This is a genomic window from Gammaproteobacteria bacterium (assembly GCA_040183005.1).
Taxonomy (GTDB): Bacteria; Pseudomonadota; Gammaproteobacteria.
In genome coordinates, this window is record JAMPIW010000002.1 from 280,842 (window position 1) to 297,758 (window position 16,917).

The window sequence follows — 16,917 nt, forward strand, 5'->3', positions numbered from 1 at the left end:
CACAAAAGTGAAAACCGGTGTAATCGGGCTCGGCGCGATGGGCATGCCCATAGCCATCAACCTGCACAAAGCAGGACATCTCACCACCGTGTGGAACCGCACACAGGCCAAGGCGCTAGAGCTGGCAGTCCAGACCGGCATACCAGTCGCGGACAGCCCGTCCGATCTCGCCTCGCGCTGCGACCTGATATTCACCTGCGTCTCCGCCGACGCGGATCTGCTGGAGGTCATCGCCGCTCTGGCGCTAGGGCTTTCGGTCGGCAATGTTGTGGTGGACACCTCCACCGTCAGCGCCGCTACCGCGCGCCGTGCAGCACAACAGCTTGCACAAGTCGGCGCGCACTTTCTTGATGCGCCAGTGACGGGTGGCGTGGAAGGCGCAAGGAACGGCACATTGTCGATGATGGTAGGCGGCGACGCCGCGCTATTGGAACGGGTGCGTCCCGTGCTTGAAGCTATCGCGCAACGCATCGTATATATGGGTCCCACCGGCAGCGGGCAATCCACCAAAGCAGTTAATCAGGTCATGGCAGCGGGCATCAACCAGGCGGTGACTGAAGCACTCGCCTTCGCCCAGGCCCTGGAACTCCCTCTGGAAAAGGTCATCGAAGCGGTGGGTGGCGGCGCGGCGGCCAACTGGTTTCTCTCCCGGCGCGGACCAAGCATGACACAGGGAAGTTTCGCGCCGGGCTTTAGAGTGGCATTGCACGCCAAGGACTTGGCGATCTGCAAACAAATGGCTGCAGACCTGCACGCCAAACTGCCCGTGGTCGAGATGACACTAATCCATTATCAACAGCTTATGGAAGCGGGCTATGGCGACGAGGATATCTCCGCCCTGTTCCGCCTCAAGCAGCGCCTATTCGAGGAAGGCAAATGACCAACATCGACGTGATACATAAACCCTCGCAAGAACATCTGAGCGAAATGGAAGTGTTTTTCTGGCCGATCTGGACCAAAGAAGTTTCCACTTTCCCCTGGACTTACGACTGCAATGAAACCTGCTATTTTCTGGAAGGTGACGTTGTAGTCACCCCTGAGGGCGGCGCACCGGTCACGATGGGCAAGGGTGATCTGGTCACCTTCCCTGCCGGCATGTCATGCACCTGGGAAATCCGTAGCGCGGTGAAAAAGCATTATTCGTTTGATTGAACCCAGATTGTCCCACGCCCCAAAACCGTTCGCCCTGAGCCTGTCGAAGGGCCGTTCATGGTTCGACAAGCTCACCACGAACGGCGGTGTACGCTCTATTTCGCCGTGGGACAATCTGGGTTGAAAAACCGATCAACCCCCGCGCTGCAGCAGCTTCTTTTCCCATTCCAGCGATGTCTTGACGATCACATCCAAATCATCATATCGAGGCTGCCAACCCAGCACTTCGCGGATGCGCTCCGCTTTGGCCACGAGCATCGGCGGGTCACCGGCACGGCGGGACATCTCGTGGATGGTCAATGGCTGACCATGGATACGTTGTACAGCGTCGAGCACTTCGCGCACGCTGTAACCGTGGCCGTAGCCGCAGTTAAGGGTAGTGGATGCGCCGCCGTTACGCAGGTAGTCGAGCGCCCTGATGTGGGCGGAGGCGAGGTCTTCGACGTGAATATAGTCGCGCACGCCGGTGCCATCCGGGGTGGGGTAATCGGTGCCGAAGATTGAGACTGAGGGGCGCTTGCCCACGGCGGCTTCGCAGGCGACTTTGACCAGCAGGGTGGCATCGCGGGTGGACTGGCCGATCCGGCCTTGCGGATCGGAACCGGCGACGTTGAAGTAACGCAGCACCACATGGCGCAGATCGCTTGCGGCGCTGAGGTCGCGGAGCATCCATTCGCTCATCAGTTTCGAGGTGCCGTAGGCGTTGATAGGCGCATTGGGGCTGTCTTCGCCGGCCAGGGGACCGTCCGGGATGCCGTATACGGCGGCGGTGGAAGAAAAGATGAAGTGTTTGACGCCCGCCTCGGCGCAGCATTGCAGCAGATTGCGCGTGCAACAGGTGTTGTTGCCATAATATTTCAGGGGATTGCTGACTGATTCGGGCACGACGGTGTGCGCCGCGAAGTGGAGCACGGAGTCGATGTCATGTTCATGCAGCAGGTGTGAAACCAGTGCGTGGTCGCCGGTATCGCCGACGACGAGTTCACCGTGCAGCACTGAATCGGCAAAGCCACTATAAAGATTGTCCAGCACGATGACGCGCTCGCCGGCCTCGCCCAGTTGGCGCACCACGTGGCTGCCTATATAACCCGCGCCGCCGGTGACTAATATGCCTTTTTGTGTCATGTAGTGATCCTTTGCTGTTTTGTGTTTGATTGGCAGGGTGCGTTTTGCGCACCCTGGTGGTCTGGCCCTAGCACTTAAAGTTGCGCAAGTTTATGGTACATGGAAGTTGTTACAAATCGAATGTATGGCCCATAAGGATGGCGGATTTAGGCCGAATCTGACCCTTTTTTCGCCAAGGCGCGTAGACGCTCGCCCATCTTCTGAAGCCGCTCCAGCACTGCCGCGTTGACGGTGCCTTCGGGATAGCTGCCATCCACCTGAAGCTCTCCTGCGGGGCACCCGGTGAGGATCTGCAATGCCTCGTCCACGGTGGAAACGGCGTAGATATAAAATCGTCCATCGGCTACGGCCTTGACCACCTCCTCCTTGAGCATGAGATGCTGGACATTGCGCCGGGGGATGATGACGCCTTGCGTTCCGGTCATACCCAAGGCCTTGCACACGGCGTAAAAGCCTTCGATTTTTTCATTGGCCCCGCCAATGGCCTGGATCTCGCCGCGCTGGTTAATGGAGCCAGTGATGGCGATGTCCTGGCGGATCGGGACGTCGGCGAGGGCGGACAGCAGGACGATCAGTTCCGCCGCAGAGGCGCTATCGCCTTCAACTTCGCCATAACTCTGCTCGAAGCCAAGACTGGCGGAGAGCGAGAGAGGGATATCACGGGCGTAACGTCCACCCAGGAAGCCGGACAGGATAAGTACACCCTTGCTGTGGGTTTTGCCGCTCAGCTTGGCCTCACGCTCGATATTGACGACACCCTCCTCACCCAGAAAGACACGCGCGGTGATACGCGCGGGCCGGCCAAACGCGAAACCTCCCAAATCGTACACCGACAGGCCGTTGATTTGCCCCACCACGGCCCCGGTGACGTCCACCATCAGCGTCCCTTCGGTGATGAGCTCGTGGATGCGCTCCTCCAGGAGGTTGGAACGGTAGATCCACTCCTCTGTGGCTTTTTGGACATGCGCTCTTGAGACCAACGCCTTGCCGTCCCGCTGAGTCCAGTAGCCGGATTCGCGAATGAGATCGGAGAGGTCGCTGAAGCGTAGCGAGAGCTTCTTTTGGTGATCTACCCAACGCGATGCCTGCTCCAGCACGGCGGCGCAGGCATCGCGTTCAAAGTGGGGCAGTCCTTCATCCTTGCACAGCCGGGCAATGAAACGGCTGTACTGCAAGGGAGTGTCGTCCCTGCGATTTTGTTGAACATCAAAGTCCGCCTTTACCTTGAAGATGCCGGGGAATTCCTCATCATAGGCCTGGAGCAGGTAATAAAGGTATGGGCTACCCACCAGTATCACCCGCAGGCTGATGGGGATGACCTCGGGCTTGATGCCGGCGGAAGCAATGAATCCGTAGGTTTCCGCGATGTCCTCGATTTTCACCTCGCGCATTTTGATGATGCGTTTGAGAGCGTCCCAAGCAAAGGGACTTCGCAACACATCCAGCACATTGACGAGCAGATAGCCCCCATTGGCTTGCAGGATGGAGCCGGCCTTTATCATGGTAAAGTCCGTGTACAGAAACCCCAGATGGGCCTTTTTTTCGATACGCCCCACCAGATTGTTGTAGGTCGGGTTGCTTTCCTCGACAAGGGGGGCGCCCTGCCTGCCGCTGTTATCCACGACCACATTCACCGCATAACGGATCATGGGCCGACGAACGGACTCCGCAGCCATGTCTGGCAGTTGGAGAGGGGTTTCCGGTTCCGACAGGAAGTCCTGAAAGTTTGCGAGCACGTCCTGCTGCACGGCCTCGACATATTCCATGACCTTGGCAAATGGCCGGTACTTTCCCTTCAAATTCTCGAAGAGGTGTTGCGACGTATAGAGTGCCACACGAATATTGAGATCATCTATCTTTTGGTCCACCTCCTCCCGCAAGGCACGCACTCGCTCCAGAAAGGTTGCGATATCCTCGCGCAACGCCCTTTCCTTGTGCTGAATCTCCGCCTGGGTCTCGGGCGGGAGCGCCGCGAACTGCTCGGTCTTCATGGGCTCGCCCTTGTCGAGAGGAACAAGGATGATGCCCGCCCGGGTGCTCTTGATCAGGAATTCACGCTCTGCGGCCTTCCGATCAAGCTCACTGCTGAGGTCCTCGCGGGCATTGGAAAAACCTTCTTCCAGCTCACGACGCTGCTCCTCATAGTCTTTGCTCTGGAACACCCTGGGGAACTCTTCTTTCAGGGAGGCAATGAGATGCGCCATGTCCCGCTGAAACTCGCGCCCCTTCCCGGCGGCAAGACTCAAGGCACGCGGGCGATCGGCGTCCTGGAAGTTGTGCACGTAGCACCAATCGTCCGGGGTGGGCTGGGTTTCGGACACCTGCTTGATCATGGACTTGAGGATGGTGTTCTTGCCTGTGCCGGGAATGCCGGAGGCATAGATGTTATAGCCATGGTCCTTTATCTGCAGGCCAAAGTCCACGGCCCGCACCGCTCGCTCCTGGCCAATAATGAACTCCTCGACGGAAAGTTCAGCGGTGGTTTCGAAGGGGAGCAGCGCGGCATCGAAGCGGGCACGGAGCTCGGCAGAGGAAAGTTCCCAGTGGCTCAGGTTGGCGAATTCGGGTTGAAGTTGCATGATTTTCTCGGCGCCTGGTTTTTGTGATTTGATTATATCCGCTTTTTTGTCCTGCACCCATCCGTTGCTGATGCGCTATCTGGCGCGACTTTCAGGATAAGACTGCGTGTTAGATATTTGGCCGCCATGAAGCGTACTTCAGGTATAATTTAACGTTTACAGTTATTTGCCGTGATGCGCTGAAAAAATCGGGGATCGTTACATGTCTGATGTCAAAAAGGTTGTACTCGCCTATTCCGGAGGACTCGATACCTCCGTCATTCTCAAATGGTTGCAGGATACCTATGGCTGCGAGGTGGTGACATTCACCGCCGATATCGGCCAGGGCGAGGAACTTGAGCCGGCACGCGCCAAGGCGCAGCAAATGGGCGTCAAAGAGATTTATATTGATGACCTGCGCGAAGAGTTCGCACGCGATTTCGTGTTCCCCATGTTCCGCGCCAACGCCATCTACGAAGGCGAATATCTGCTCGGCACCTCCATCGCCCGGCCTCTGATCGCCAAGCGCCAGATTGAAATCGCCAAGGAGACTGGCGCCGATGCCGTCTCCCACGGCGCAACCGGCAAAGGCAACGATCAGGTGCGTTTCGAGCTCGGTTATTACGCACTCAAGCCCGATGTGCGTGTTATCGCACCGTGGCGCGAATGGGATCTCACCTCGCGTGAAAAACTGCTCACCTATGCGGAAAAACACGGTATTCCTGTTGAAATGAAACGCGGCAAGAAATCACCGTATTCCATGGATGCCAACCTGCTGCATATATCTTATGAGGGCGGTGTTCTGGAAGATCCGTGGGCAGAAGCCGAAGAGGATATGTGGCGTTGGTCCGTGGCCCCTGAAAAGGCGCCGGACAAACCTTCTTATGTTGAATTAACCTACGCGTGCGGCGATATCATCGCCATCAACGGCGAGAACATGAGTCCAGCAACCGTGCTGGCCACACTGAATCGTATGGGCAATGAAAATGGCATTGGCCGCCTCGATATCGTCGAGAACCGCTACGTCGGCATGAAGTCGCGCGGCTGCTACGAGACACCCGGCGGCACCATCATGCTCAAGGCGCATCGCGCCATCGAGTCCATCACGTTGGATCGCGAAGTAGCCCATCTCAAGGACGAGCTGATGCCGCGCTACGCCAGCCTGATCTATACCGGCTACTGGTGGAGCCCGGAGCGCAAGATGCTGCAACAGATGATCGACGCCTCGCAGGCCAGCGTCAACGGCGTGGTGCGGGTCAAACTTTATAAGGGTAACGTCAGCGTGGTAGGCCGCAAGTCCGATAGCGACTCGCTGTTCGATCCCACTATCGCCACATTCGAGGACGACGCGGGGGCCTATAATCAGGCCGATGCAGCCGGGTTTATCAAACTGAATGCACTACGCATGCGTATTGCTGCGCGGCTGCGAAAGAGCTAAACAGTGTAGGGTGCGCCGTGCGCACCCTATGCCATAGAAAAGGATAGAATATGACCAGCTTCAAAAACGTCGAAGTTACCAAGAAGGCCAACGTCTACCACGGCGGCAAAGTCACCAGCCGCTCGATCATCACGCCCGAAGGCGAGATGAAAACATTGGGCGTCATGCTACCCGGCACCTACCGTTTCAGCACCCAGGCGCCGGAGGTGATGGAAGTCACCCAGGGTCGCTGCCGCGTCAAGCTCGCCGATGACCAAGCGTGGACCGATTACGAAGCCGGCCAGAGCTTTGATGTCCCGGCCAATTCGCATTTCGAAATCGAAGTGGATGATTTACTGGATTATGTCTGCCATTTCGAAGCGGCGTAATACGGCCGCACGAAAATGGCGAGGGGATGAAAGGCGCCCCTACTCGGCGGCCTTGCGATACCAACTCAAGGCCTGCGCGTCATCCTTGGGAACGCCACGGCCATCGGCATACATGTTACCAAGATTGATTTGGGCGGCAGCGACACCCTGCTCGGCCGCTTTGCGGTACCACTGAACAGCCTGCACGTCATCTTTGGGAACGCCGCGGCCGCTTGCATACATGCTGCCTAGATTATTTTGGGCCGCCGCCAGCCCTTGTTCGGCGGCGTTTTGGTACCAAAATACAGCCTCTGCATCATCCTTGGGCACGCCGCGGCCTTCGGCGTATCTGCTGCCAAGGTTGTATTGCGCCTCGGCAATCCCCTGTTCGGCGGCTTTGAGATACCACTTTACGGCCTCGGCCTCATCCTGCGGCACAGCCCTGCCCCTGGCATAAATAACGCCAAGGTTGTACTGCGCGTCGGCAAGCCCTTGCTCGGCGGCCTTTTGATACCATCGCAAGGCCTGGAGATCATCCTTGGAGACTCCGCGGCCAGTAGCGTACATGACGCCCAGGACAAACTGGGAATAGGCATCACCGCCCTCGGCAGCCTTATGATACCAGCGTGCCGCCTGCACTCCGTCCTTGACGACCCCCAGACCACTGGCATACATACCGGCAATCAACCCTTGCGCCCTGGCATCCCCCTCTAACGCAACCGCAGAAAATTCCTTGAACGCCTGTGTATAGTCATTTGCCTCATAGGCTTCAACACCGGCATTAAAATCTGCTGCGGCATTCAGTGAAATGACCAGAAACAGTGTCATTGCCAACATGGATTTGATCATTGCCATTCCCCGGACCCGATGGATAACCGCTTGTTCTTTCTCTGTGAGCTCTGCGCCTCCGTGGCTAACTGCTTTTACAGGATAATCCCAAAACCTCTCAATAGGACGAAGGTTTCGGCCAGACAATAGGGCGATAGCCGCTGCATACGCTAGTATAAAACGTGCGCAGCACCCGCCCATCCGCCGTGCGCGCCTCGACGGGAGGGAGGGAAGAACAACGCTCAAACGCCTGCGCAAGCTCGGCGGGCAGTGATGGGTTAGTGTTAATAAAGACGCCATTACGCCCCGCCTCGCGGTCGATGCTGGGCCACAGGTCGTGTTGATTGTAGCGCCGCCCGGCATTTCCGGCCACATACACCGGGATGCGTCGCGGCCAGTAATAAGCCAGTTCGGCGGCCAGATCGTAAGAGCTGGTCAGAATAAAATCGGCGTCGCCAGCCTGTATGCCGATTTTTTCAATAGGCTGCCGCCACGACTTTGCATTTTTAAACGGTTCCGGCACACCGAAGGTGGATGGAAAGTAGGCGACAACGGTGAGCGCGACACCAAGCCCTATGCCGAAATAAAGCACGCGGCGCTTGACCAGCGAGAATGTGGGAATATGCCCTGCGAAGAGTATCAACAGGCCAATATAGCTGGGAGCAGACCAATTCAATTGCACCTTCGCGCTCAGTGCCTTGAAGACAAAAAAACCAATCCAGCACAGCGACAGCCACCAGAGAAAACGCTGATCCTCAGCCACCGGTGGACGCCATAACACGCCGAGCGCAAGCAACACGACGATAGGCGACAACGCCAGCACCTGCCCACCGCTGAAGTCGGCAATGTACTTCACCGACCATCCCTCATTTTTCACATGCCCCATCTCATGGCGGAACATGACCCAATCGTGGCTGGCATTCCACAGCAGCACCGGGCTCATCAACACCAGCATCAACAGCAATGCCAGCCACAGATGCGGGCTTTTTAAATGCTGCCAGAGCCGCGGCCTGAGCAACACCATCAGGCCGATGAAAAACGGCAGCAGGCCGATACTGAGCTTGGTGAGCGCGCCAATGCCCACCGCCGCCCCCAGCCCATACCAGGCGCGCGGCCGATCCCTGAACAAGGCGCGGTAGGCGGCCCACAGCCCCCAGGTCCAGCATGCGAACAGGAAAACATCGGTGGTCATCACCAGGCCAAGGGTAAAATACAGCGGCGTGAACAGCGCGAGCAGCACCGCCCACCATGCCGCAGCACGGCTCCCCCAGACATCGCGGGCAAAGGCAAAGACCAGAATCAGCAGCGCACCGTGGGCCAGCCAGCCGAACAGGCGCGTCTGCCATTCACCGTGACCAAACAGGGCCTCGGACAAGGCGATCAGCCATGCGACCAACGGCCCCTTGGAGTAGTAACTCCAGTCGAGCTGCTGCGACCACTCCCAATACTGGGCCTCGTCATAGTGGAGGTCAAAACCAGCGGCATGAGTCAACCAGGCCTTGAAACCAATCAGCGCAAAGACCAGCGCAGCAAGCAGCCACGCATCCTTGCCGTCATATTGCCGGTCAGGCGACATGATCAGACGGGGCGCATCCAATCCGCATCGGAAGCGCTGGCCACGGCCTGTGCATTGCGCACAACATAAGAACGCGTGTTGCTGGATTCAAAATAGGTACGCGCAATCAGCTCGCTCAATACACCGGTGGTGAAGAACTGCACCGCCACGACCACGAACAATACACCTGCCATGAGCAAGGGCCGCGTGCCGATATCCTCCCCGAGGAAAATTTTGACAATAAACAGATAGCCCAAGATCACAGCGCCCAGCGCGCCGAAGATGAAACCAAACTGGCCGAAGAAGTGGCCGGGGCGGCTTTTGTAGCGCATGAAAAAATACACCGACAGCAGATCGAGGATGACGCGGAAGGTGCGGGAAATACCATACTTCGACTCGCCGAACTGCCGCGCATGGTGATGCACCACCTCCTCCTTGATGCGAGATGGCGCAGTGCTCGCCGCAAGCCAGGCTGGAATGAAGCGGTGCATTTCACCGTACAAACGTACCGTTTTGAGGAGATCGGCGCGGAACACCTTCAGGCTGCAACCGTAATCGTGCAAGTGGACTTGCGTGATGCGCCGGATCAGGCGATTGGCAATGCGGGAAGGGATCTTGCGTAGCCACAAGCCGTCCTTGCGATTCTTGCGCCATCCTGCGACCAGGTCCAGATCCTCGTCCAGCAGGCGATCCACCATGCGCGGGATGTCGATGGGGTCGTTTTGCAAGTCGCCGTCCATCATGGCGATCACATCGCCGCGCGCCGCGTCGATGCCCGCCTGCATGGCAGCGGTCTGACCGAAATTGCGCTGCAAATTCACCACCCGCACATGGCTGCCATACTGCTCCTGGGCCTTGCGCATCTGCTGATCCGTGCTGTCGGCGCTGCCGTCGTTCACCAGGATCAGCTCCCAGGGGTGCGAATAACCCCGCAGCGCCTCATGCACGCGCGCCGCCATCGGCGCGACATTGAGCTCCTCGTTGTACATGGGTATCACCAGCGAGAGGCGGTGCGGCTGGCTGAGTGGCAGAGTAACTTGTTCAGTGGATGTCATTGGAGGCGCTTGCTTTCTGCGTGGCGGATTGAATACGTTTAATGAAAACCAGATAGTTTAACCCAATCCACGCGCCGAGGCAGCCTATTGTGGCGCCGATAGCGGCCCCGGCGAGTACCTGGCTGGGATAATGCACACCCAGATAGATGCGCGAAATCCCGACCATAAGGGCGACCATGAACGCCCCAACCACCCACGCCCGTGAACACATCATGAAACTCAAAAAGGCCGCCGCCGCGAAGAAATTCAGCGCGTGATTGGAGGGCATCCCGCTCAAATTATCGCCGCAGGCAACGCCAGGCGCACGACCCGGTTGGCGCACCAGCTCATGGATCGAGAAACACGGGCGCGGCTGTTCGGCGAGATGCTTGATGAGACTTCCCAAGGCATCGCCCATACCCACCACCAGCACCAGCACCAGCCAGAGCTTGACGCCATCCTTCCCAAAACGCCGCGCGAAAAACAGCAGCAGCAGTCCGGCCAGCGGAAAGGCAAAGCTTGCGCGCTGCGATATCCAGCGAAAAAAAACATCCAGCCAGGGATGCGCCCAGCCCTGGTTGATCCACAGCAACACCACCTCATCCATGGGCCTTTTTGCTCCCCATTAATAGGCTGAACGCGCCGCCAATCAGTGTCGATCCCAACAAAAACAGGTGCAGATTGACCGCCGCCGGCAGCGCGTTTTGCGCTGTGACGCCATACGGCAACAAACCCGCGACTACCCCCGCCTCGTAGGTGCCCATGCCCGCCACGCCATGGATGGGCAGCACACTGGTGAGGTCTCCCGCAATCGTCCCCATCAGCGCCCCGGCACCTGATACGTCCATAAACAGCGACAACACCCAGGCAAACACGCCCAGCTTGACCACCCAGGTGATCACCGTCCACGCCCAGGCTCGCCAGAAGGCATGCGAGGTCTGAGGCAGGCTCGCGAGCGCCTTCTTCAGGAGCTCCTTGATACGGCCCGGCTGATCATGCAAAAGGCGCTGCCAGCGGCCGCTCCCCCAGAACAGCAGGATGGGCAATACCATCCACGCCAATAGCAGGGCCATCATCAGCGGAATATTCCACGCAAATGCCGCCACCAGGGCGCACGCCCCCAAGGTGTGTAAATCCAGCAGGCGAAACCAGAACAGGGCGGGCACCGAACGCATCACAGGCACATCGAAATGGCGCGCCATCAACACCGGGAAGCTGATCTCGCCAGTGCGCATCGGCAGCAGGTTGTTGAGCAGATTATGCTGCAACATCACCTTGAAACACAGCCCGAATGCACCCCGCATCTCGTCACGAAAATAGTCATACAGTCGCACCGCCCGCGTCCAATAACTGACGAATGCCAAAACCACGGCGGCAAGTATTTGGCTGGGCGGCAACGTCCCCCACGGCGCGAGTAGACGCCGCCAGCCGAAATAGACTTCCACGAACACCAGGAAAACACCAAAGACAATGATACCCACCAAACGTTGCACGTGAGGTTGAGACCATAATCTGCGAATTGACAAGGAATTTTCTTTCACAGGCCCAGTATACCGGAACATAGGGGCTGTAGCGCCCCAAGCGTTGGCATAGTCTCTGCATCAACTATTGTGAAGTCTTTAGGAACAGCCAGCACCCCCTGATCGCCGCCTTGCTTTGCCCCTTCAGGAGCACCGGACAACCGCTCGCCGGTATATCGCTTGGCCGTAGACACCAAAAGCGGGATCTCTTAAAGGATGGAACGTATCATGTTTGAATTACTGGCTGAAACTGTAGTGATATCATTCGCGTTCGGCGGCGTTGTAGGGGCGTTGGTCGCCCTTGGCCTGCGCGACAAAAGGAAAGCGGCGGCAAGTTCAAGCTCGCAACAGGAAGACACTCAGGAAACATTCTGAGTCCTGAACGCCAACCCGGTTTTCAAGATATGTAGGTTGGGTTAGGCGAAGCCGTAACCCAAGAAACCAACCTAGCCCTGCTGGTGCCGGTTTTTAAGCGCCACATAGTGCGCTGCCGAGTATTCGAAATAGGCCAGTTCGTCCTCCGTGAGCGGACGCACCTTTTTCACCGGACTGCCCAGCCACAGATAGCCGCTCTCCAGCTCCTTGCCGGGCGGCACCAGGCTGCCTGCGCCCAGCAGCACACGCGAACGGATGATGGCGCCGTCCAGCACCGTGGAACCCATGCCGATCAGCGCGAAATCCTCGACCGTGCAACCGTGCAGGATAACGCGGTGACCAACAGTGACATCGCTGCCGATGATGGTCGGGTGTCCGCCCGGCGTAAAGCGGTTGGGCTGGGTGACATGCAGCACCGAGCCATCCTGGATATTGCTGCGCGCGCCGATGACGATGCGGTGCACATCGCCGCGCGCCACCACCATTGGCCACAGTGACGCATCTTCACCGATGGTGACATCGCCGATAACCAGCGCGGCATCATCCACGAACGCGCCCGCCGCAATGGCTGGGTGGACATTCTGGTAGGGACGTATGGCCATTAAGCGCTTACGCCTCCGTTTTCCACTTGATCGAACACCCCATGCTGGGAATCTGCTCGCGCGGGCCTTGGCCGGTGAGCGCCACCTGCTTCATCGCCTCAAAAAGGTCACGCGGGGCATCTGGCGCAGTCTCCTTGCGGCTGGCGTCGAGACGGCCACGGTACTGGAGCTTGAGATCAGCGTTATAGCCAAAAAAATCCGGCGTGCATACCGCGCCATAGGCCTTGGCGATTTCCTGAGTTTCATCCACCAGATAGGGAAACGAAAAACCGTATTCGCTCGCGACCTTTTGCATATTCTCGAACGAATCTTCGGGATATTCCGTGGCGTCGTTGGACATGATCGCGACGCTCTTCACACCGTAGTCCAATAACTCCCGGGTATCGCGCACAATACGCTCCATCACGGCCTTGACGTAAGGGCAGTGGTTGCAGATAAACATCACCAGCAGCCCCTTCTCGCCCGCGCACTCTGAAAGCGTCCAAATCTTGCCATCAATGCCCGGCAGCGCAAAATCAATCGCAGGCCGGTCAAAATCACACACTGGGGTTTCGAGACGTACCATTTGAAGAAATTCCTCCATGTTTACAGGGATAATCTGCCGTTTTGCGCATACAAGCACATTGTTAGTCGGCCAAGGCCAAGTTACACTATACCGGATATTTTAGCTCTACTTGAGAGGAACGGCCACGCATGTCTAACAATAACTATTTGTTCACGTCTGAATCAGTCTCCGAAGGTCATCCCGACAAAGTCGCGGATCAGGTTTCGGACGCCATTCTGGACGCCATTCTCACCCAGGATCGCACTGCGCGTGTGGCCTGCGAGACACTGGTGAAGACCGGCATGGTGATGATCGCGGGGGAAATCACCACGTCCGCCTGGGTGGACATGGAAAATGTGGTGCGCCAGACCATCAAGAACATAGGGTACGACAACCCCGCAATGGGCTTCGACTGGGAATCGTGCGCGGTACTCACCGCCATTGGTAAACAGTCGGTCGATATCGCTCAAGGCGTGGATGAAACGGATGAGCACGAACAGGGCGCGGGTGACCAGGGCCTGATGTTTGGCTACGCCAGCAATGAAACAGATGTGTTAATGCCCGCCCCCATCACCTACGCGCATCGCCTCGTACTGCGCCAGGCGCAGATGCGCAAGAATGGCGTGCTGCACTGGCTGCGCCCGGATGCCAAGAGCCAGGTGACGTTCCGCTATGAAAACCACAAGCCGGTAGGCATCGACGCCGTGGTACTCTCAACCCAGCACTCGCCGGACATCAAGCACAGCGACCTCACAGAGGCCGTAATGGAAGAGATTATCAAGCCGGTACTGCCCGCCGAATGGTTGGACAAGAACACCCGCTACTTCATCAACCCCACCGGGCGCTTCGTGATCGGCGGGCCGGTCGGCGATTGCGGCCTGACCGGGCGCAAGATCATCGTGGACAGCTACGGCGGCATGGGCCGTCACGGCGGCGGCTGCTTCTCGGGCAAGGACCCCACCAAGGTGGATCGCTCCGGCGCCTATGCAGGCCGCTATGTCGCCAAAAACATCGTCGCCGCCGGCTTGGCCGAGCGTTGCGAGATCCAGATCTCCTACGCCATCGGCGTCGCCGAGCCGACCTCCATCACGGTAGACACCTTCGGCACCGGCAAGATTTCCGATGAAAAGATCACCAAGCTGGTGCGCGAACATTTCGACCTGCGCCCCAAAGGCATCATCAAAATGCTCGACCTGCTGCGCCCGATCTATACACAGACCGCCGCCTATGGTCACTTCGGACGCACCGAGGCCGCGCTGACCTGGGAACGCACCGACAAGGCCGCGGCCTTGCAGGCTGCTGCGGGGGTTTGATTGAGACAATAATTTTCCAGGTGCCGCCGTAAACACGGCGGCTTGTAGCTTTCTTCGAGGAGCGTTGCGACAGGAGCAATCCTGCCAGGCTCGAAGCAAAGTAATCACGTTACAAACGGCGCTCGTTCATAGTATGGAGTAACAACGATGAACGCAGCAGTTAAACCAGGCTTCACCGATTACAAAGTTGCGGATCTCTCGCTCGCTGGCTGGGGGCGCAAGGAAATCGCCATCGCCGAAACCGAAATGCCCGGTCTGGTGTCCACCCGCGAAGAATACGCCGCGCAGCAGCCTCTCAAGGGCGCACGTATCACCGGCTCGCTGCATATGACCATCCAGACCGCCGTGCTGATCGAAACGCTGACGGCGCTGGGCGCGGAAGTGCGCTGGGCCTCCTGCAACATCTTCTCTACCCAGGACCACGCCGCTGCAGCCATCGCGGCGGACGGCATTCCAGTCTTTGCCTATAAGGGCGAGACACTGGACGAATATTGGGAATACACCCACCGCATTTTCGAATGGGCGGGCGACACCGGACCTAACATGATCCTGGATGATGGGGGTGATGCCACCCTGCTGATGATCCTCGGCGCAAAAGCCGAAAAAGACGCCTCGGTCATCGCCAATCCAACGAATGACGAAGAACGCTCCCTATTCGCCGCCATCAAGCAGCGCCTCGAAACCAAGCCCGGCTGGTATTCCAAGCGACTGGCCGGCATCAAGGGTGTCACCGAGGAAACCACCACTGGCGTACATCGCCTTTATCAGATGGAAAAAGAAGGACGCCTGCCCTTCCCCGCCATTAACGTCAACGACTCCGTCACCAAGTCCAAGTTCGACAACCTGTACGGCTGCCGCGAATCATTGGTGGACGGCATCAAGCGCGCCACCGACGTAATGATCGCCGGCAAGATCGCCCTGGTATGCGGCTATGGCGACGTGGGCAAGGGCTGTGCTCAGTCGCTGCGCGGCTTGGGCGCCACGGTATGGGTTACCGAGATTGATCCAATCTGCGCCCTGCAGGCGGCAATGGAAGGTTACCGCGTGGTCACCACTGACGACGTCTGCGACAAAGTGGATATCGTCGTGACCGCCACCGGCAACCTCAGCGTCATTACCCACGACCACATGGTGCGCATGAAGAACAACACCATCGTGTGCAACATTGGCCACTTCGACTCCGAGATCGACGTCGCATCCATGCGCCGTTATGAATGGGACAACATCAAGCCCCAGGTGGATCACATCATCCTCCCCAACGGCCGCCGCATCATCATGCTTGCCGAAGGCCGCCTGGTAAATCTGGGCTGTGGCACGGGCCACCCAAGTTTCGTGATGTCCAACTCGTTCACCAACCAGGTGCTGGCCCAGATCGAACTGTTCGTGCATGGGAAAAAATACGAGAATCAGGTGTACGTATTGCCCAAACACCTGGATGAACGCGTCGCGCGTCTGCACCTGAAGAAGATCGGCGCGGAATTGACTCAGCTCACGCCCGAGCAGGCCGCCTACATCAGCGTGCCGTCCGAGGGGCCTTACAAGCCGGAACATTACCGGTATTGATATTTGTATGAGAGGAGTCGCTACGCGACATCTGGCGGGTTACGGCGCGAAAAGCGCCTAACCCGCCCTACATTTGATTTTTTGATCGGCCATCATGAATCCCCAACAAAAATACCCACGGACTTTCAGTTTTGAATTTTTCCCACCCAAAACCCCCGAGGGCACGATCAAACTGCGTGCCGTCCGGGACACGCTGGCGCAATTAAAGCCGCTCTATTTTTCCGTCACCTTCGGCGCGGGTGGTAGCACACGCGACCATACCTTTGACACCGTCGCAGAGATCCAGCGCGACACGGGCATCGACGCCGCACCGCATCTGTCCTGTGTCGCCTCCAGCCGCGATAGCATCCGCACATTGCTTAATGCCTACATCGCCCAAGGCATCCATCGCATCGTCGCGCTACGTGGCGACATGCCCTCCGGGATGCGCGATATCGGCGAATTCCGCTACGCCAATGAGCTGGTGGCCTTCATCCGCGCCGAAACCGGCGATCACTTCCACATCGAAGTCGCCGCCTACCCCGAATTCCACCCCCAGGCACCCTCTGCCCACGCTGACCTGCATAACTTCAAACGCAAAGTTGACGCCGGAGCGGATAGCGCCCTCACCCAGTATTTCTACAACACCGACGCCTACTTTCGCTTCGTCGACGCCTGCGAACAACTGGGGCTCGACCTGCCCATCGTCCCCGGCATCATGCCCATCACCAACTACACCCAGCTCGCCCGTTTCTCCGACATGTGCGGCGCCGAAATCCCGCGCTGGCTGCGCAAACGCCTGGAAGACTTCGGCGATGACATAGAGTCACTGCGCGCCTTCGGCCTCGATGTCACCACCGAACTGTGCCGCAAACTCCTCGACGGCGGCGCGCCGGGACTGCATTTCTACACCATGAACCAGACGGGGCCGACACTAGTGATATGGGAGAATTTGGGGCTGGGGGATATTCAAAAATAGTCGTC

At 58.1% G+C, this 16,917-nt stretch carries 16 protein-coding genes, 2 pseudogenes and 1 riboswitch; of the genes and pseudogenes, 8 read left to right on the forward strand and 10 right to left on the reverse strand.

Features of this window, described 5'->3' with window-relative positions; genetic code table 11:
• The first annotated feature begins 7 nt into the window (after positions 1-7).
• Positions 8-880 carry an NAD(P)-dependent oxidoreductase gene (locus tag M3A44_02890; protein MEQ6340605.1) on the forward strand — a complete coding sequence of 291 codons (873 nt, stop codon included), beginning with the start codon at positions 8-10 and terminating at the stop codon, positions 878-880.
• Entirely contained in the window at positions 877-1,152 is a 276-nt protein-coding gene (locus M3A44_02895) for a cupin domain-containing protein (protein MEQ6340606.1), read from the forward strand. The genes M3A44_02890 and M3A44_02895 overlap by 4 nt, the downstream gene beginning before the upstream one ends.
• 132 nt (positions 1,153-1,284) lie before the next feature.
• Here the strand turns inward: M3A44_02895 and galE are convergent, their stop codons facing one another.
• Complete coding sequence (gene galE / locus M3A44_02900; GenBank protein ID MEQ6340607.1) at positions 1,285-2,277, reverse strand: UDP-glucose 4-epimerase GalE; 993 nt, start codon at positions 2,275-2,277, stop codon at positions 1,285-1,287.
• A 146-nt stretch (positions 2,278-2,423) separates the two neighbouring features.
• The gene (locus tag M3A44_02905; protein MEQ6340608.1) at positions 2,424-4,856 is read right to left on the reverse strand and encodes an AAA family ATPase; all 2,433 of its coding nucleotides are present in this window, start codon (positions 4,854-4,856) and stop codon (positions 2,424-2,426) included.
• A gap of 202 nt (positions 4,857-5,058) precedes the next feature.
• Between M3A44_02905 and M3A44_02910 the strand changes: the two genes are divergently transcribed.
• A complete protein-coding gene (locus tag M3A44_02910; GenBank protein MEQ6340609.1) occupies positions 5,059-6,273 on the forward strand; it encodes an argininosuccinate synthase in 1,215 nt (404 codons plus the stop codon).
• A gap of 50 nt (positions 6,274-6,323) precedes the next feature.
• Positions 6,324-6,641 carry a pyrimidine/purine nucleoside phosphorylase gene (locus M3A44_02915; protein ID MEQ6340610.1) on the forward strand — a complete coding sequence of 106 codons (318 nt, stop codon included), beginning with the start codon at positions 6,324-6,326 and terminating at the stop codon, positions 6,639-6,641.
• Between the two features lie 39 nt (positions 6,642-6,680).
• Here M3A44_02915 and M3A44_02920 read toward each other — a convergent pair.
• From M3A44_02920 to M3A44_02945, 6 genes and pseudogenes are all read right to left on the reverse strand, one after another.
• Positions 6,681-7,127: pseudogene (locus M3A44_02920) on the reverse strand (sel1 repeat family protein).
• 31 nt (positions 7,128-7,158) lie between these two features.
• Positions 7,159-7,295: pseudogene (locus M3A44_02925) on the reverse strand (hypothetical protein).
• A 271-nt stretch (positions 7,296-7,566) separates the two neighbouring features.
• On the reverse strand, positions 7,567-9,024 hold the full coding sequence (locus M3A44_02930) for a glycosyltransferase family 39 protein (protein MEQ6340611.1): 1,458 nt from the start codon (positions 9,022-9,024) through the stop codon (positions 7,567-7,569).
• A gap of 2 nt (positions 9,025-9,026) precedes the next feature.
• Positions 9,027-10,058 carry a glycosyltransferase family 2 protein gene (locus tag M3A44_02935; GenBank protein ID MEQ6340612.1) on the reverse strand — a complete coding sequence of 344 codons (1,032 nt, stop codon included), beginning with the start codon at positions 10,056-10,058 and terminating at the stop codon, positions 9,027-9,029.
• Positions 10,045-10,644 (reverse strand): phosphatase PAP2 family protein, encoded by a 600-nt coding sequence (locus M3A44_02940; protein MEQ6340613.1) that lies wholly within the window; start codon positions 10,642-10,644, stop codon positions 10,045-10,047. Before M3A44_02940 ends, M3A44_02935 begins: the two co-directional genes overlap by 14 nt.
• Positions 10,637-11,518, reverse strand: coding sequence for a flippase-like domain-containing protein (locus M3A44_02945; protein MEQ6340614.1), 882 nt, complete (start codon positions 11,516-11,518; stop codon positions 10,637-10,639). Before M3A44_02945 ends, M3A44_02940 begins: the two co-directional genes overlap by 8 nt.
• A gap of 267 nt (positions 11,519-11,785) precedes the next feature.
• On the opposite strand from M3A44_02945, the gene M3A44_02950 reads away from it, so the two are divergent.
• Entirely contained in the window at positions 11,786-11,932 is a 147-nt protein-coding gene (locus M3A44_02950; GenBank protein MEQ6340615.1) for a hypothetical protein, read from the forward strand.
• Positions 11,933-12,003: 71 nt separating this feature from the next.
• Here the strand turns inward: M3A44_02950 and M3A44_02955 are convergent, their stop codons facing one another.
• Complete coding sequence (locus M3A44_02955) at positions 12,004-12,534, reverse strand: gamma carbonic anhydrase family protein (GenBank protein MEQ6340616.1); 531 nt, start codon at positions 12,532-12,534, stop codon at positions 12,004-12,006.
• Between the two features lie 7 nt (positions 12,535-12,541).
• The gene (locus M3A44_02960; protein ID MEQ6340617.1) at positions 12,542-13,099 is read right to left on the reverse strand and encodes a thioredoxin family protein; all 558 of its coding nucleotides are present in this window, start codon (positions 13,097-13,099) and stop codon (positions 12,542-12,544) included.
• 128 nt (positions 13,100-13,227) lie between these two features.
• Here M3A44_02960 and metK point away from each other — a divergent pair, with 128 nt between their 5' ends.
• From metK to metF, 3 genes are all read left to right on the forward strand, one after another.
• The gene (gene metK, locus M3A44_02965) at positions 13,228-14,391 is read left to right on the forward strand and encodes a methionine adenosyltransferase (protein MEQ6340618.1); all 1,164 of its coding nucleotides are present in this window, start codon (positions 13,228-13,230) and stop codon (positions 14,389-14,391) included.
• 50 nt (positions 14,392-14,441) lie between these two features.
• Positions 14,442-14,522: riboswitch (S-adenosyl-L-homocysteine riboswitch) on the forward strand.
• Positions 14,523-14,538: 16 nt separating this feature from the next.
• Positions 14,539-15,954 carry an adenosylhomocysteinase gene (ahcY, locus tag M3A44_02970; protein ID MEQ6340619.1) on the forward strand — a complete coding sequence of 472 codons (1,416 nt, stop codon included), beginning with the start codon at positions 14,539-14,541 and terminating at the stop codon, positions 15,952-15,954.
• Between the two features lie 94 nt (positions 15,955-16,048).
• Positions 16,049-16,912 carry a methylenetetrahydrofolate reductase [NAD(P)H] gene (metF, locus tag M3A44_02975; protein ID MEQ6340620.1) on the forward strand — a complete coding sequence of 288 codons (864 nt, stop codon included), beginning with the start codon at positions 16,049-16,051 and terminating at the stop codon, positions 16,910-16,912.
• Positions 16,913-16,917 lie beyond the last annotated feature (5 nt).

What these genes read in the sequence shown, in the direction of transcription:
- M3A44_02940 (MEQ6340613.1), bottom strand. Translation starts at nt 10,644, where the DNA reads ATGGATGAGGTGGTGTTGCTGTGGATCAACCAGGGCTGGGCGCATCCC.
- M3A44_02960 (MEQ6340617.1), bottom strand. Translation starts at nt 13,099, where the DNA reads ATGGTACGTCTCGAAACCCCAGTGTGTGATTTTGACCGGCCTGCGATT.
- M3A44_02910 (MEQ6340609.1), top strand. Translation starts at nt 5,059, where the DNA reads ATGTCTGATGTCAAAAAGGTTGTACTCGCCTATTCCGGAGGACTCGAT.
- M3A44_02935 (MEQ6340612.1), bottom strand. Translation starts at nt 10,058, where the DNA reads ATGACATCCACTGAACAAGTTACTCTGCCACTCAGCCAGCCGCACCGC.
- M3A44_02930 (MEQ6340611.1), bottom strand. Translation starts at nt 9,024, where the DNA reads ATGTCGCCTGACCGGCAATATGACGGCAAGGATGCGTGGCTGCTTGCT.
- M3A44_02915 (MEQ6340610.1), top strand. Translation starts at nt 6,324, where the DNA reads ATGACCAGCTTCAAAAACGTCGAAGTTACCAAGAAGGCCAACGTCTAC.
- galE (MEQ6340607.1), bottom strand. Translation starts at nt 2,277, where the DNA reads ATGACACAAAAAGGCATATTAGTCACCGGCGGCGCGGGTTATATAGGC.
- M3A44_02950 (MEQ6340615.1), top strand. Translation starts at nt 11,786, where the DNA reads ATGTTTGAATTACTGGCTGAAACTGTAGTGATATCATTCGCGTTCGGC.
- M3A44_02955 (MEQ6340616.1), bottom strand. Translation starts at nt 12,534, where the DNA reads ATGGCCATACGTCCCTACCAGAATGTCCACCCAGCCATTGCGGCGGGC.
- M3A44_02895 (MEQ6340606.1), top strand. Translation starts at nt 877, where the DNA reads ATGACCAACATCGACGTGATACATAAACCCTCGCAAGAACATCTGAGC.
- ahcY (MEQ6340619.1), top strand. Translation starts at nt 14,539, where the DNA reads ATGAACGCAGCAGTTAAACCAGGCTTCACCGATTACAAAGTTGCGGAT.
- metF (MEQ6340620.1), top strand. Translation starts at nt 16,049, where the DNA reads ATGAATCCCCAACAAAAATACCCACGGACTTTCAGTTTTGAATTTTTC.
- metK (MEQ6340618.1), top strand. Translation starts at nt 13,228, where the DNA reads ATGTCTAACAATAACTATTTGTTCACGTCTGAATCAGTCTCCGAAGGT.
- M3A44_02905 (MEQ6340608.1), bottom strand. Translation starts at nt 4,856, where the DNA reads ATGCAACTTCAACCCGAATTCGCCAACCTGAGCCACTGGGAACTTTCC.